Source organism: Enterococcus sp. 3C7_DIV0644 (genome assembly GCF_002141235.1).
GTDB classification, from domain to species: domain Bacteria; phylum Bacillota; class Bacilli; order Lactobacillales; family Enterococcaceae; genus Enterococcus_D; species Enterococcus_D entomosocium.
The window spans coordinates 652,451-668,731 of sequence record NZ_NGLK01000001.1; the positions used below are offsets into that span (position 1 = coordinate 652,451).

The 16,281-nt window shown below is 41.7% G+C and carries 14 protein-coding genes; 3 read left to right on the plus strand and 11 right to left on the minus strand.

Annotated features, from left to right (window positions below):
- Positions 1-486 precede the first annotated feature (486 nt).
- Positions 487-1,956, plus strand: coding sequence for a helix-turn-helix domain-containing protein (locus A5877_RS03085; protein WP_008378791.1), 1,470 nt, complete (start codon positions 487-489; stop codon positions 1,954-1,956).
- Between the two features lie 298 nt (positions 1,957-2,254).
- Here the strand turns inward: A5877_RS03085 and A5877_RS03090 are convergent, their stop codons facing one another.
- The 3 genes from A5877_RS03090 to A5877_RS03100 all read right to left on the minus strand — a co-directional run bounded on the left by A5877_RS03090 (position 2,255) and on the right by A5877_RS03100 (position 4,940).
- A complete protein-coding gene (locus A5877_RS03090; protein WP_016621504.1) occupies positions 2,255-3,451 on the minus strand; it encodes a 3D domain-containing protein in 1,197 nt (398 codons plus the stop codon).
- 205 nt (positions 3,452-3,656) lie between these two features.
- Positions 3,657-4,424 (minus strand): putative ABC transporter permease, encoded by a 768-nt coding sequence (locus A5877_RS03095; RefSeq protein WP_086316355.1) that lies wholly within the window; start codon positions 4,422-4,424, stop codon positions 3,657-3,659.
- A gap of 138 nt (positions 4,425-4,562) precedes the next feature.
- Complete coding sequence (locus A5877_RS03100; RefSeq protein ID WP_005234961.1) at positions 4,563-4,940, minus strand: hypothetical protein; 378 nt, start codon at positions 4,938-4,940, stop codon at positions 4,563-4,565.
- Between the two features lie 463 nt (positions 4,941-5,403).
- Here A5877_RS03100 and A5877_RS03110 point away from each other — a divergent pair, with 463 nt between their 5' ends.
- Positions 5,404-6,027, plus strand: a complete 624-nt coding sequence (locus tag A5877_RS03110; protein WP_005234960.1) for a hypothetical protein — start codon at positions 5,404-5,406, stop codon at positions 6,025-6,027.
- A gap of 62 nt (positions 6,028-6,089) precedes the next feature.
- Here the strand turns inward: A5877_RS03110 and A5877_RS03115 are convergent, their stop codons facing one another.
- The 3 genes from A5877_RS03115 to A5877_RS03125 all read right to left on the minus strand — a co-directional run bounded on the left by A5877_RS03115 (position 6,090) and on the right by A5877_RS03125 (position 10,446).
- Complete coding sequence (locus A5877_RS03115; RefSeq protein ID WP_086316356.1) at positions 6,090-7,946, minus strand: glucosaminidase domain-containing protein; 1,857 nt, start codon at positions 7,944-7,946, stop codon at positions 6,090-6,092.
- Between the two features lie 33 nt (positions 7,947-7,979).
- A complete protein-coding gene (locus A5877_RS03120; RefSeq protein ID WP_086316357.1) occupies positions 7,980-9,458 on the minus strand; it encodes an NlpC/P60 family protein in 1,479 nt (492 codons plus the stop codon).
- Between the two features lie 367 nt (positions 9,459-9,825).
- The gene (locus A5877_RS03125) at positions 9,826-10,446 is read right to left on the minus strand and encodes a TetR/AcrR family transcriptional regulator (RefSeq protein WP_005225615.1); all 621 of its coding nucleotides are present in this window, start codon (positions 10,444-10,446) and stop codon (positions 9,826-9,828) included.
- Between the two features lie 110 nt (positions 10,447-10,556).
- On the opposite strand from A5877_RS03125, the gene A5877_RS03130 reads away from it, so the two are divergent.
- A complete protein-coding gene (locus A5877_RS03130) occupies positions 10,557-11,159 on the plus strand; it encodes an ECF transporter S component (protein ID WP_016613515.1) in 603 nt (200 codons plus the stop codon).
- Positions 11,160-11,291: 132 nt separating this feature from the next.
- Here A5877_RS03130 and A5877_RS03135 read toward each other — a convergent pair whose 3' ends face one another.
- From A5877_RS03135 to A5877_RS03155, 5 genes are all read right to left on the minus strand, one after another.
- A complete protein-coding gene (locus A5877_RS03135) occupies positions 11,292-11,651 on the minus strand; it encodes a DUF1304 domain-containing protein (protein WP_086316358.1) in 360 nt (119 codons plus the stop codon).
- A gap of 2 nt (positions 11,652-11,653) precedes the next feature.
- Entirely contained in the window at positions 11,654-11,941 is a 288-nt protein-coding gene (locus A5877_RS03140; RefSeq protein ID WP_086316359.1) for a putative quinol monooxygenase, read from the minus strand.
- 14 nt (positions 11,942-11,955) lie between these two features.
- Positions 11,956-12,591, minus strand: coding sequence for a nitroreductase family protein (locus tag A5877_RS03145; protein ID WP_008378805.1), 636 nt, complete (start codon positions 12,589-12,591; stop codon positions 11,956-11,958).
- A 14-nt stretch (positions 12,592-12,605) separates the two neighbouring features.
- Complete coding sequence (locus tag A5877_RS03150) at positions 12,606-13,013, minus strand: MarR family winged helix-turn-helix transcriptional regulator (protein ID WP_008378808.1); 408 nt, start codon at positions 13,011-13,013, stop codon at positions 12,606-12,608.
- Positions 13,014-13,222: 209 nt separating this feature from the next.
- Positions 13,223-15,889 carry an HAD-IC family P-type ATPase gene (locus A5877_RS03155; protein WP_086316360.1) on the minus strand — a complete coding sequence of 889 codons (2,667 nt, stop codon included), beginning with the start codon at positions 15,887-15,889 and terminating at the stop codon, positions 13,223-13,225.
- Positions 15,890-16,281: the final 392 nt, after the last annotated feature.

Below are 16,281 nucleotides of genomic sequence, written 5' to 3' on the forward strand. Positions count from 1 at the left end.
ATTCAGAAAGTATTTTTATACACTTTTCTTGTTATTATAAATTAATTTGGCAAAGCTGAATTCTTTTCTTGGCGCACTTAGGGTTTCCTTTGCGGCTGCTATTTATTTACGTCAATCGTTCCTGTTAAAATTATAAGTTGCCTTTCGCAATGTGACTTTTTTCTTCAATTCTGTTCCCCTTAATATTCAATCGCCCCCCGAAAAACAATAATCATTTAATTTTTATTCCACCACTAAAAACTTATCGTCTCGCCCCCTCTCTGGCTATTCAATTTCCATCAATCTTCTTCGACATGCTGGAAAAAACGTGTTTCTACCTATATATATGCCGATCGTCAGTTGATTTATAGAAAATGCAAAAAATCTCGCATAGACTCAGGTATAGATTTCACCAATCGATGAAATACGTGATTTGTTTTTTCTTCCCTATCTTCTTTAAGATGAATAAGTAAGATTTGCGATTTTGTTCATGAAAGGAGCCACGTCTTGAGAAATTTTCAAATAAATTTTATTACTAACACTGCAACGATTCGATGGCTGAAAATTTTGAGGGCATTCGAGAAAAATTACCAATGTTCGACTCAAGGTTTGGCAAAAATTTCAGGAAGTACCACGCGAACGATCGTTACGGATGTGACGGATCTAAAAGAGTACTTTGGCGATTGTTTATCGATCGACTCTTCTCACAAGGGGTATATTTTTTCGATCAAACATTCAGCTGTTTATTTAACGAAAAAACGTGCGCTGATTGCCAATGAGATTCTCTTCCATATCATCGAAAGTATTTTCCACAATGATCTTTATAGCTCATCTGAATGGGCAGAGAAGTACCATATATCAGAAAGCACTGTTCTTCGCTATTTGCGGAAAGTGCAACCGATTTTTTCTTTCTATCGTTTGGAGATCCAAACCAATCCTATTTGCTTTATTGGTGAGGAGATCAATATTCGCAAGTTTTTCCATGATTTCTATTACGAATCGGAAATTACTGCCCATACGATTTTTCCGCCGATCGCCATCCAAAATATCACTGCTAGCGCTTTTTCTAGATGTTATCAACTTGACCAGCATGCTTGTTCATTTGGTGAATTCAATTATTACCTGTATATCACCTTTGAGCGCCATTGTGCGGGTCAAGGTATCGAGTTGCCTAAGCAAATAAAAAAAATATTTGAGCAATATAATGATTTTCGGCTATTTTCTGAAATCAACGAGGCAATGAGTGAACAATACCAAAAAGAACTTCCCTATGAGGAAGTCCTTTATTTGTTCTTATTGGTGAAAACCCGCCGCTCGATCAGCAACTTGGCGATCGAACATTCCTTTTGTAAAGAGTATAATCATTGGCCTGAAATTAAGCAGCTTGCTGCAGCCTTTGTCAAGGATTGTTTTCCAGATACTCAAGATAGCGCTCGTGATCGGCTCTTAGTAGAATCCTTTTTTACGGTAGCAAAAATCAAGCAATTATTATCCCCCTTATTAAACCATATGATTTCGGATACCGTTCATTTTGTCGAAGAGGCGTATATGGATGATTACCATCTATTTAAAAACTATCTGTTGACGCAACCATTAGCCAGAGAAATTTGGGACAGTATCACACTGGAACACTTAGGAACGAGTCTTACGATGTACGTTACCTCTATTAAATCTTTGTACTGGCAAGCAAAGAAGAATATCGCTTTTTTGTTTGAAGGTCCCTTTTATTTATGCCAATTATTAAAATGCAAATCTGTTCGTTATTTGCGCAGCTCTCGGACATTTTATTTTCCAGACTCCAATGAATTGTCGGCAGGCTATTTGGAAAAAAATCAAATTGACTTGATCGTCACCAACTATACGGAATACATTACCGAATATGCCCAAGACATTGATTATTTGCTATTCAAAACTTTTCCCGATGAGCACGACTGGGAAGCTTTAGAAGAAAAACTGAATGCCAACTTCAATCCTTGATAAATGAAAATCTTGGCTCTTTAATTTATGGGACTGAGGAATCATAACTGATTCTTCAGCCCCATTTTCATTTTAGGTATTTAAAAACATATCGTTCTCTAGTATGATTAGATCACCACAAAATAAATAACTGAGAGAACGATTGTAAGGACTTGTGAGCAATTTAAATCAAAACAGAGCGTATCGTTCGGGTCGGCACTGACACAGCGATACGCTCTCTACTTATGCCTTATTCTATTAAAAGCAAAAAAAGAAGCAGCCACTTCATTCAGTGAGCTGCTTCTTGCTAGTTGATTGATTAATCGAGAATCGTTACTTTTACTTGACGACGTCCCCATTGGATACATTGTGCTACGTTATCAAAGTGAACATCAATGATATTTCCTTTGATCGCGCCACCAGTATCAAGCGCTAGTGCTACGCCATAGCCTTCAACATTGACTAAGGTGCCTAACGGAATCACGCTTGGATCCACGGCAACTGCCATTGGATTTTTACGTAAGTCTGTACCGCTTGCTGTAAAGAAACTGGAGCCAGCTTCTTTATAAGAGTAGGCAGTTGATTCCATCATCAATGTCCGACCACTACTTGTATTGCTGTTGTTGCTATTGTTATTGTTAGTGTTTGTATTGCTTGAGCTGCTATTTGAGCTATTGTTACTGCTTGAAGAGCTGCTCGATGATGAGGTGCTGCTTTCAGTCGTATTGCTGCTCGATGAAGCAGCCGCTTGTGATTCAGAAGCGCTTGAACGTTCGGCAGCTTGGGCTGCTTCTTTTTCTGCTTTTTCTTTCGCTGCTTGTTCTGCCGCTTCTTTGGCTGCTCGTTCTTCTGCTGCTTTTTCAGCAGCTAAGCGAGCTGTTTCAGCTTCTTTGCTTGAAGCGATTTGTGCCAAGGTTGATTCGTTTTCTTTCAATTGGGCTTGTAGATTCGCAATTTTTGAATCCAGTGTTTTGGCTTCTGATTCTAATGCGGTTTGATTTTCTTTCAATGATTGCTGTGTTGACTGTGCTTTTTCTTCTAAAGCTTCTAGCTTTTCTTTTTCAGCTGTTAATGAATCGATCTTTTCTTTTTCCAAGTTTTGTAACATCGTCATCGCATAGGCACGATTGATAAAATCTTGGATGTTTGATGATTCTAACAGTACCGTCCAGTCTCTGGTAGCCCCGCCATTGACTTGGATGTCTTTCATACGTTCCGCAACGACTGCTTCACGCTTTTCAATTGTTTCTTGTGCAGTTTTGATTTCTGCTTTGGTTGTTGCTAATGATTCTTCATTTTCAGCGATTTGAGCTTTTAGCTCTTCTACCTCACTGTATTTCGCATTCACATCAGTCAATGCAATCTGTACTTCCGTACTGATTTCCTGACTTTGCTGCATGACGGCACTTTCTTGCTCTTGCAATGATTCAAGTGACTCAGCCTGCGCAAAGATTGGAGAAACGATTCCTGCCGCAAAGACAGCGACAACGATTGTTCGTAGTTTCTTTGCCTTCAAAAAATTCCCTCACTTCTCACTATGTTTTCCAACATATCCTATTATACAAATTCTTAAGAAGAATTTTATTGCAGGACCTTTACAATTTGTTACAAATTATCGTAATAGTGGGTGTTTTAATCGTCTGTTTCAACTAAAATCAGTCAGAAGTGGGAAGAATCAGCATTGATAAGGGTTTATTTTTTGTAATCTTACCGTAACAAACCTATTTTTTCTTACGGATCGCTTCAATAAATCGAGACAATTCCTGACTGCTTTTTATCTGATTGATTTCTAACTTTTGAAAGTTTTTTAAGAGTCTTCTTTGATGGAAATTCAATCTCGGTAGATTCTGTTTTAATACGCGCCATTCTTCTGGAAACGCTGCGAAGCGCCCTTGCCAATCGTTTTTATATTGCTCAATATTTTCAGCCAATTCTTTTTTGTGCTGTTCAAAGGCTTGATTGACCTGTTGCACCGCTTTCTGAAAGGCAACCAAGTTAGCTAGGGTATAGCCCATATCAAAAGAGAGAACCATTAATAAGAAAACTGGCAATACGAATCCTACGCGAGCACTCAATGTTTGAACAATCTCCAGCATTTGCGGATGAACAAATCGAACAATGAGCACACAGCACACGCCCCAAAAAAGAGAAATCGGCAATGCCACCCGTCCATTGATATTTAATGGGACTTCTTTATAATCCCACCATGAGGCATGAAAAAAACGCTCAAGTAAATAACTTGTCACATATTCAAGCACGGTAACCAACAACGCTGCCGCAAAGAACAGTGGAATCACTTGCTCATGCAATGGCCGCAATAAATAGACAACGCCAAGAATCCCAAAGCCGTAGATGGGTGTGATGGGACCAACAAGGAAGCCCCGATAAACAAAGTGCTTGGCTTTTAGTGAGCAATAAATGGTTTCCCAAAGCCAACCGATAAATGAGTACAAGAAAAATAATAAAATGATCCGTTCAAATTGAACCATACCTATCCGCTCCTTTTCAAACTGTCACAATGATCTGTGCAATCGTACTTGTCATCACAATCATACCACAAATCAATCAGTCTTATTTTGAATCAGTGCAGTAGCTTATTCCCTGTTTGAACGTTCTTTTTTCGTTGCTTATTGATCACCAAAAATAATTGATGGGTGCACTTGTTCTTTCAAACTATAGCCACATAGTTCTTTGTTGAAGGTAAAATGATCTTGTTCCACATTTGCAATGATCTCATCTTCGGAAAATCCGTGAAAATCGTAGTCATTGATGTAACTGCGAAGTAATACTAATTTTGCATCGATCAAGAGAACTCTTTGGATATCCATCCAAAAAGCCATGTCTTTGTTTTTCAATATTTTTTTCAATTCTGCTTCCTGTGCTAACCAGTACGCATAGACTGATGGCATTTCACCTTTAATGGTTTCAGCAGATAATCCTTCTCTCATTTTTACTAGATACTCATTTACTGATTGATAAAACAATTTCCTTCCCCCTAGTTCCATTATTTTTAAACGTAGATCTTATGTTTCTTCTATTCCTCGCCGCTTTGAGCTATCTTTCTCTATCCGGCTGTCGCTGATGTCGCCCTACTTTTTGTATCGAAAGAAGCCATAGTATTTCGCAACAAAATTCTGACAATTATTCAAAACAAATAGATAAATAAAAAACACACAATTTTTAACTTCACTATTCTTTTAATGCTTCCTTTCTTTTCTAAAGCATAGCAAAAGTCGCCCCGTATTTATAATCAACTTTTGCATCAATCTAAGAAAAAAGTGAAAATAAGCGGTAACAGTCAGTTATTTCGGCTTCATTTTTTTAAATTTATTATTTAACAATCCTTTATTTTTTTCTTTTCATGCAGTAACTGAGAATATTTTATTGCGTTATTTCCTTTCCTATTATACGATTAACTAAATAATGTTGGTTATTTGAAAATAGAAAACAAAGGGGAACGTGAGAATAATGAGAAAAAGTGTTGTTTTTAGTTTATTGGGGTTCACACTTCTTTTTGCTGGCTGTACGCCAAAAGAGGAGAAACCAGCTTCAGAAAGCACGGAAAATGCAAGCGCTACAAGCTTATCTATGACTTCGTCAACAGAAGTCGCGCAAGAATCGACGGGCTCTTCCAGCGAAGCGGCTTTACCGAGTTCGGAACAAACCATCACAGGCGTGAGTGGAACAAACTATACCATCGATTTGCCTAGTAATTGGCAAGAGGTACCCGATTTCACTTCATTGAATCCTGACAATGATTTCATGTTGTCAGATGCGTTAGAAACGAAATACTTAGCTGCAGTCGTTGAATCGAAACAAGATTTTGCCGATTTAGAAACTTATCTCGGATTGGTTCAAGAAAATTTGGCAACAAGCTTCGATACGACCGCCACCTTTTTACCAATTCCTGACACGAAGGCCTATTTCGTTGATTTCCCAGCGACAGTTGAAGGGCTAAATATCCACTATATTTATTATGTACTTGAAACCGACAATAATTATGTTCAGTTGTATGGTTGGACGTTAGAAAGCTTATACGACTCTTCAAAAGACGAGCTAACAGCGATCATGAACAGCTTCAAAGAAGAATAAACAAAACATCTGGACCCATTTTGGCAAATAGCCGCAAAAATGGTTCCAGATGTTTTTTCATTTTATCTACGGACTACAAGACGCTGTCCTACAAGAATCAATGAGCCAGAAAGATTATTCCACTGCATCAACTGATTCACAGTCACACTGTAGCGTTGCGAAATGCCCCATAGAGTGTCTCCCGAACGTACGGTATAGGTGGTGCTGTTTGATGAGGAAGTGTTCGTTTCTTGAACATACGCTGCACTTACCCAGCCACGCCCTTCAATTCGATACCAGACGTTGTTGCCATTCACACTGGTTCCGGTCTTTTGCGCAACCGCGCGAAAAGAGGAGTTGTTTAACAAAGAACCAACTATTCTGGCACTGGTAGACGCATCAGAGCGAATATTCAATGTTGCGGTTGTACGAAACTCTTTGTTGATGCTTTGCTCAGAGCTATTACTTCCAGCGTTCACTTCTGTCACGTACGTAGCACTCACCCAGCCGCGTCCTTGAATTCGATACCACACATTGTTTCCGTTGACACTCGATCCCGTCTTTTGAGCGACTGCTCGAAATGTCGCATTACTTGCCAAGGAGCCAACAACAGAAGCGCTAGTCGATGCATCTGAACGGATGTTCAAGGCAGCAGTTGTGCGGAACTCTTTGTTGATGCTTTGTTCGGCATTGTTGTTATTGTTGTTGTTACCATTATTATTGTTGTTATCATTCCCGCCCGTATTCGATGAGATCTCCGTCACGTGAGCAGCACTTACCCAGCCACGTCCTTGAATTCGATACCACGTCGTATTGCCGTTCACACTGGTACCAGTTTTTTGCGCTACTGCTTCAAATGTTGCATTGGCAGCCAATGAACCAACGATCGAGGCGCTAGTGGAAGCATCCGAACGGATATTGAGTGCTGCATTTGTTCTGAATTGCTTATTGATCGCCTGCTCAGAATTGTTATTGTTGTTATCATTTGAACCGCCACCACTTGATGTATCGTACTGGGTCAAATTGTGCGTTTCAATCAAGTTGTTTAGCTTACTTGCATAAGAAGTATCGGTGGCATAACGTCCTTGCAGCCATTGAGTCGCGTCACGATAAGAATTTGTATTAGACTTCCATGCCCCATGGTAGAAGAAAACACCCGGCGAAAATGAGGTAGTTCTCAAAACATGCGCATTGTCTTGAAAAGATTCTTTTAATGAGGGGTATTTACGAAACCTAGCAATAATCGGATAGAGATTGCCATTCCCGTCATCTTCCATGGTTTGCATCTCTACAAATTGTCCATTGTAAGATCCCTTGATACCAAACATATTATTTGCAAGAGTGGTCAGCGTGGATTGCCCCCAACCCGATTCTAAGATCGCTTGGGCAATCATGACCGAAGCGTAGAGGTCATTTGCCCCGGCAACTTCTTGTGCCATTGGTCCTACTTGCTGAATAAATGCTTGCTGATTGTTGGAACGTGCCATTGGATTGTTATAGTTGGGCATGACCTTCGTTTCAATGGCGATCCGCTCTTCTTCTGACAGAACAGGAATATCACTATCGGTTTCTGCTTCATTCTGTTCAGAAGCATCATCTGCTGGTGCATTTTCGGGTACCTCTTGGATGTCTACTCCATCCGCACTTTCAGCTTCTGATGGATCGGTACTATCTTGAGTTGCTGGTGATCCCTCGTTCACTTCTTGATCTTCTACAATGCTCACTGAATCATGCGTCGATGTGTCTTGGGTTGACTCTGCTGTTTCAACTACTTGAACACCATTTTGGGCTTCTGCTGACTCGAGTGTATCTGCTAAAACATTCATCGGCAAAATATTCACCGTACTAACAAGTGCAGCGGTTGCCGCCGCACTTTTACGGTAAAGAAGCCCTCTTTTTTGTTTCTTCGCACGATAACGAAGTTGTTTTCTTTCTTCCATTTGTCTCTCCTTAAAACTACAGCTAGCTACTTCTTACATTCTTACTGCAAAGCTAGGTGTAAAATGAGCGGTGCTGCCAACAGAAACATTTTGTCCTGGGCGTGGTGCATGAATGTATTGTCCGCCACCTAAAGCAATGGCTACATGATAGGTGCTACCTGATGAACCCCAGAATAAAAGATCTCCTGGTTGTGCTTGGCTAACGGAAATCACTGTACCGGCTGTTTCTTGTGGCACCGTCCATCCACCAATATCTCTCCCTGTTACTTGTAAAAAGACATAGCGAGTAAACCCAGAACAGTCAAAGCTGTCCGGTCCTTTGGCACCCCACACATAGGGTTTTCCGATATGCTTATAGGCTTCTGCCACGATTGCAGCACCATTTGTTGATGCCGGTGCAGAAGGTGCTGGCGGCGTCACGATCGGTGCAGGTGACGGAGCAGGCGTTGGCGCCGGTGTTGGTGTAACTGGCGTTGGTGCAGGAACTGCAGGTGCACTGTCCGCTGGCGTCTCAGGTGCTGCAGGTGTCACTGGTGTTTCTGGCTCATGAATTTCTGGTGTATCTACTGGTGTTTCCTCTGGAACCTCTGGTGTTTCAACCGGTTCAGATTCTTGCGTTTCCTCTGGTTGCGTTTCTGCTGGTGCTTCTGGCTCTTCCACTGGCGCTGGGCTCTCTGTTTCTGCGTCAGGTTCTGTGCTCTCTACTTGAACAGCTGCTTCATTAAAGGCTGCTTCTTCCGCTGCAGCTTGTTCTGCCTGCTGTTGCGCCGCTTGTTCCGCTTGGGCTTGTAAAGCAGCTACTCGGGCAGCTTCTTCACGAATTCTTGCTTGCTCCGCTTCATAGGCTTCTTTTTCCGCACGCAGCTGTTCTTTTTCTTCTTCTTTCGTTGCTTCTTCGTAGGCTAAATTACTAACTAAGACATTTAATTCTGCTTGGCTTGCTTCCAAAACACCTTTTTGTGCTTCCAGATGGCTCTGTGCTGCTTGCAATTCTGCCACTTTTTCTTGTGATTCCGCACGCTTTTGTTCAACAGCTTGTTGGTCGGCTTTTTGCTGTTCGATCACTTCATTATTCGCTCGAATAATCGTCGTCATCGCATGCAAACGACCGACTAGATCACTGACAGAGTCCGCCTCTAGTACCGCTGTTAGAAAATGGTCGCCTTTTCCATTAACTTGTGTTTCTCTGGCTTGCTTTTCAATGTTTTCTGAGCGTTTGGCAATGCGCTCTTCTAACTGACTGATTTCCTGATCCAATCCTTCGATCGCTTGCAACAAATCACTTTGCTGCGCTAAAATGATTGCTGCTTCTTGATTTAACGAATCAATTTCTGCAGACAATCCATCAATTTCCCCTTGTACGCTTTGACGTTGCTGTCTCAACTGATCAATTTCGTTATTTTTTTGTTCGATCAATTGATCGTGATTCGTAGCAAAAACGGTCACAGGTCCGCCGAATGATGACAATACAATGCCGCACATACACACTGTTGCAAAGATTTTCTTCTTCATCTGATCCTCCAAATTCAATTTTAAAACTTTTTTTTCATTTATTTGACCATTTTCATTTTACCATAGTTCAGCAACAAACCCAATCCGTAAGCGATTTACATTTTAGTTACATAAATAAGCTCTGTTTTTTTATTACATGTTCCCCACTCCTATCCCACCGACACGCCGAGTGAATCCCTATGTATCAACTGTTCAAGAAAACTTCATAGAAAAAGTCCTTTTTCTTAAGAAAAAATAAATAATGTTGTAGATTTCACTTTTATTACATTAATTTTCTGCAAAATATGCTTGATTCACAAAGTTATAAACAGACGAAAAAAGCTCCTTCCTAGTGTTTTCTAGAAAAGAGCGAGTTTTTTTGTCTGTGTTATTCACGATAAGGGAGTAGTTGTCTCATTACGGCGATTTGGTCATCAATGGTCTGTTCTGTGATGTGACCGGTCAGAGCCAAAATCCCTAATCCTTCAATCACGAACATATAGTTTTCTGCAATCACTGCCAAGTTTTCATCTTTTAATACACCTTGCTGAACGCCCACTTGAAAAATCTCATGGATCGTCCGTTTCGTCTCAGCGAGTTGAGCTTGCTGCAGTGAACTGGAGGCTTCGGTTTTATGCGTATAGTAATACTCGTAGACGGCTCGCAGCATACCGTCAGAAATGCTGTGGAGTAGACGCTTGCGATGGTCGGAAAAATATTTGTTTAAAATCGTTTCAAAGGGTACTTGCTCCATGATCATCTCTCGTACATCATCAAATTTTCGTTTGGAACGCTGCTCTAACACTGCCAAAAAAATCTCATCCACCGAACGAAAGTACAAATAAATGCCACCGCGACTAATGCCGCACTCTTCGATAATGTCCTTCATTGTCGCATCAATCAAACCTTTCTTACTAAAGACGACTTTGGCACTTTCAAGAATCAAATCACGCTTTTGTTGTTTTTTCTTTTCCGCTGTAGTCAATTCGCTCTGCTGCTTCTTCGCCATTTTTTTGGCTCCTTTCATCACATTATTAATGACACTCGTGTCATTTTGTTGTATAATCAACCTAACTTAAAAATGACACGAGTGTCATTATAAAAAAAGGAGTTTTTACAATGAATACAAAAAGCAAAACCTATCGCCTTGTCATTCGTGCCATTTTGACTGCTATTATTATTTTACAGACGATGGTACCTTTCCTTGGATTTATTCCGATCGGTATCACTAGTTTAACGATCATCCATATCACGGTGATCGTCGCTGCCATCGTTTTAGGGACAAAAGACGGGATGTTCATCGGCTTAGTCTGGGGTGTTTTTACCATGATCCGTGCGTTTACTTCTCCGACAACGCCCTTGGACATTGCCGTTTTCACCAACCCAATCATCTCGGTGGTTCCCCGTGTGTTGGTTGGCTTAGTGGCTGGTCTCTTGTTTACGATCATTTACAAAAAGACCAAAAAAGTCGTCGCTGCTTCGATTGTTGCAGCAATCTTTGGGACCATCACCAATACAGTTTTGGTCTTAACCCTAATGGGAACCTTATATACTGGCTTAGTTGCCAATACCTATGGTGTCGATGCTTCGGCTTTATTCGTGACCCTCGGTGGAATTGCTATAACGAATGGAATCTCTGAGGTGATCACAGCTGCGATCTTAACACCCATTCTAGTAAAAGCCTTATTTGCGGCAACCAGTTTACGTCCAGAAAATCGTTAGTCCCTTCTCTTATCCTATCATTTTTTTCACGTTCTGAGTACTCTTTGCCAAAACATTAAAAGCCCCCGATTTAAGAAAGCTTCTATTGTATAGAAAGGCTTTCTTAGATTAGGGGGCTTCTTCTTTTATTGGTTAAAAAAAGGTGGACAGCAAGGCAAGGATCGCTAGACCGCCTTGGGTCAAAATAATTTTCTTGTCGCTAGTCACACTGCCATATGCAGCTACTAAGATAATGTAGATCAGCAACAAGCGACTGATTTCCAATGGTGCTGAAGCAAAGGTAATACTATACAGTAACCCCAAACTAATGAGTCCATTGTAAACCCCTTGGTTTTTGAACAAGGTCACAACGATCGGTCGTTCAAGTTCTGCTTTCGTCACGTTGAAGACCCGCGCCGTTGCTTTGGACGTAGTGGCAAATGTTTCTAAATAGAGAATATAGAAAAACTCTAAGGCAACCAGTACAATTAAAATCGTCGATAAAATCGTCATCTTTATTCTCCTTGTTGAGCGACAATGATCTCGCTCGGTTTGGCTGCGAAGTCAGGCATTTGCTGGAATAATTGTTGCAGCAGCGGGTTTTGATTGTGGGCGGTGATCGCTTCTTGATTCGCCCATTTTTCGACCATGACAAACCGATTGTCCTCTTCCAATGATTCATAGAGATGATAGCCGTGGCAGCCATCCTCAGTTCTTGCCGATGCTATTAATGGGGTAACAGCGGCTAAAAAATCTGCCCGCTTTTCTTCTTTGATGTAAAACGTTGCATTGATGATTTCCATCGTTTTCCCTCCTCTTATAGAAATGTCGTAATTTGTTCTGCGTCTAACCGAACGGATTCATAGCCTAATTCTTTGGCTTTTCCGACTGAAAGGATCATGACAGGAACATAACGTTCTTTGTCTAAGCCAAAAGCTTCTGCTAATTGATCTGCTTCAAAGCCGCCGATTGGGTTGGTTTCATAGCCATGTGCCCGCGCAACTAACATAAATTGCATCGCTGCTAAACTAGCGTCGATCTTCACCACATCATTCATTTGTTCTTTTGTAAGATTTTCGTAATGAGGAATGATCGCTGCTAATTGTTGGTCACGTACTTCCGCTGGCATTTTGCCTTCTGCTACTGCTTTGTTATAAATTTCTTCTCCTAGTTCATGACAAAGCATATCGCCAAAAATCAAGACCATTGCAGAAGATGTATCATTTTGTCGGACGTTGAAACGAATCAACGGTTTCAATTTTGCTTTTTGCTCATCGCTTTCCACAACGACAAAGCGCCAAGGCTGCATATTGACTGAGGAAGGTGCTGTCGTTGACTCTTGGATCATGGTCAACATTTCTTCATGGGGGATTTTGTAGGTTTCATCATAGACACGGACCGATTTTCGGCCAAAGGTGATCTCTGAAAAATTGTTATTGCTGTATTCTGTCATGGGTTTGCCTTCTTTCATGGAACTAATTTCATAAGTAATGTTAGAAGCTGTGCTTCTTCTTCTTCGGTCAAATTGATGCCTAACGACTCCTCAGAGCTGGCATGCTTTGAAGCACAACTAGCCAAATCGGCTTGTGCTTTCGGTGTCAAAGAAACAAAAATCTCGCGGTTATTGTCTTTGTTTCGTTCCCGTGTCACAAATTGTTTTTCTTCGAGAATCTTCAAATGCCGAGTGACCGCTGCACTATCGATCTTCAATTCATTCTGTACTTGATTTTGGGTACAGCGTCCTTGCTCATTCAAAAACTGCAGCAACTGATAACGGGTCAGACTAAAGCCAGTCTCTTTTTCAAAGATTGCCGTTAATTCTTGATTCACGATTTTCATCCGATAGAGCAATCCGCTTAGCTCACGTAAATTCATTGCATAAACCGCTCCTTTCATCATTGACTTGTCAACTGTTGACTAGTCAAGTATAAATCATTTTCTTTTGCTTGTAAAGAGTAAGCAAAAAAGACCCGCAGCTAGGCGAACTTCATCAAGGATCGAATCAAGAATCCTTTGGCGAAGTTGCGCCATTAGGCTGCGGGTCTTCGTTACTCCGGTATTGAGAAAATACTGGATAATTTATTTTATTTTAATTGGAAGAGTTTCTTCAAGCCCATCACAATCAGTGTAGAGATCGCTGCAGCAGCGAAGATGATCCCCCACGTGCCGGCTTGAATTGGCATCGTGTCTAATAGCTCATTCATAAACGGTACATAGACTGCTGAAAGCTGCAAACCTACGGAAAGGAGCAATGCCCCCATCAACGGTTTGTTTTTCAAGAGAGTTTTGTCTAAGCCAAAACCGCTGCTCTTACGAACGTTGAAAATATGCATCAATTGTGCTACTGCCATAAAGGTAAAGGTCGCTGTTTGTGCATAAAGCAACTCGTGATCCGTCAACATCAAGAAATTGAAGAAGCCAAACGCCACCAAACCAATCACAACACCACTTAAAATGATGCGTCCTAAGAAGCGTTTGTTGACGAGGCCATCAGCTTTCGACCGTGGCTGACGTTTCATGATATCGTCTTCTGCTGGTTCAAAGGCTAACGCCATTGCTGGCGCAATATCGATGACTAGATTCAAGAAAAGGATATGCAACGGTTGGATCGGCATTGGCATCAAGAAGATGACACTTAAAAAGATCGTCACGATCTCAACCATATTACATGAGAACAAGAAAGAAACATATTTTTTGATGTTGTCAAAAATGATGCGTCCTTCTTTGATGGCATCGACGATTGTTCCAAAACGGTCATCCGTTAAAATCATATCGGAAGATTCTTTGGCTACTTCTGTCCCACGAATCCCCATGGCGATCCCGATATCGGCGCCGTTGAGTGCCGGCGCATCGTTAACGCCATCGCCGGTCATTGAAACGATATCGCCTTCTTCACGCAAGGCTTCCACAAGTTGTAATTTATTTTTTGGAGAGACTCGAGCAAAGACAGCGACTTCTTCGATTTTTTCGTTAAAGCCTTCTTGACCTGCCAATTCATCGATCTCTCGACCTGTCATGGTTTTCTCATGATCTATTAAACCAATTTCTTTGGCGATCATTGATGCGGTCTTCGGATGGTCCCCCGTGATCATCTTCACTCGGATCCCCGCTTCTTGGGCGACCTTCACTGCCTCTTTGACATCTGTTCGGGGCGGATCGACGATGCCCGCAAAGCCTTGGATCTTGATTTCCTGTAATGCTGCTTTCAGTTCTGCTTCGTCCGTCCCAACTTGATAATCCTTGATGCAACCGACAGCGATCACCCGCTGCCCATGACTGGCTAACGTGTCATTGTATTCATGAAGTTGTTCTTTTTCTGTGGCATCAGCATCAGCTAAATCAATTAAGACATCTGGTGCCCCTTTGATGATCAATGTCCGTTGCTCTCCTTCATACACGGTCACCATGTATTTGTTGTCGGAATCAAAGGGCATTTCTGCGATTTTCTTCAGCCCGCTGTCCTGCTCTTTTTGCCGATCGATGCCGATCTTTTGACCTAAAACGACAAACGCCCCATCCGTTGGATCACCGAGGATCTCGTATTGCCCTTCGTTTTCACGTAAAGTGGCGGTGGTACATAAAGCGCCATTTGCAACCATCCCTTGCAGTGCATCATGATTGGTTGCGTCGATCTCGGAATTATCATCCGAGTCTGCCTTATAGAATTTTCCGTTGGGTTCATACCCATTTCCTGTCACTTTGAACATTTCCCCAGAACCTAAAATGATCTCGGCAACCGTCATTTGGTTTTCTGTCAGCGTCCCCGTTTTGTCACTGGCAATGATACTGGTGGCGCCAAGAGTCTCTACGGCTGATAACGTTTTGACGAGTGCTTTGTGCTCGGCCATCGTCCGCATGCCTCGAGACAATGTGATTGTCGAAACGGCTGGCATTGCTTCAGGTATCGCTGCGACCGCTAAAATAATCGAGATATGGATCATTTCGACAAATGGCTGATTCGTCAAAATACCTGCGACCAAAACTGCCACCGCAGCAAAGAGCGCTGCAATAATGATTGCTTTTCCTAGCTTGTCCAATTCGATATCTAACGGCGTTTGACGTTTTTTGTCACCCGTCAGCATGTCACTGATTTTTCCAACCTCGGTCTTCATGCCGGTTTCTGTCACTACTGCATAGGCATTTCCTCGAGTTGCCGCAGTTCCTGCGAAAACGACATTGCGGCGATCGCCTAATGGAACATCTTCTTCATAAGTTTCTCGTGCATCTTTTTCAACAGCTTCTGACTCACCGGTCAGCGCTGATTCGATGCAGGCAAAGTTGCTCGTTTCAAGTAAGCGAGCATCTGCCGCAATAGCATCCCCTTCTTCCAGAACGAGAATATCGCCTGGAACGATTTTTGCCGACTCGATCTCCATTACTTCTCCATCACGAATCACTTTTGCGGTAGTGTAAATCATGCTTTGAAGTGAATCAATTGATTTTTGTGCTCGTAATTCTGTAATGAAACCGGTCATTACAGCAATCACCACGGCAATCAATACTGCAATTCCTTCAACCGTTTCCCCCATCGCAAAAGAGAGTAACGCAGCTGCTAGCAAGAGATAAACAATCAAGTTGTTCAAGTTATGCCACAGCAATTCCCATACAGAAAGGGATTCTTGTTGCTGGATCGTGTTTTCTCCGTATTTTTCTAAGCGTTTGTCGGCTTCTTTCCCGCTTAGGCCTTGCTTGCGGTCACTTTCAAAATGTTTCAAGGTCTCTTCAGTCTTTTGCTGGTAAAATTTTTCCATCAAATTCCTCCTTTTAATTGTAAACTTCTTGCCGAGGGTTTCCACGTTTCTGAAGGGATAAAGCGGTACAGATACCTTGCACAGTCATTTTTTGATTTTTAATCGGTTCAGGCAATTGCTGATTGAAGGGAATATAACCAATAAGAAAAGCAAGCGCAGATTGACTGGCTGAGGGAAAAGGTATGTGTGATGAGCATCGATCATTTTGCGAGCAATGAAGTCGCTGCTTTTAGTCATCGCAAGTGATCTTTCTATGTACGTACTTTGTGAAAAAACCATTCGGCCTATTTCTAACCTATCATGGATGAAGATGTTCGCAAAGGATTTTGCTTCACAAGTAAAGTAAAAAAACAGTCGTGACAAAATTAGCACCTCAGCTTTTGGTGTCGATT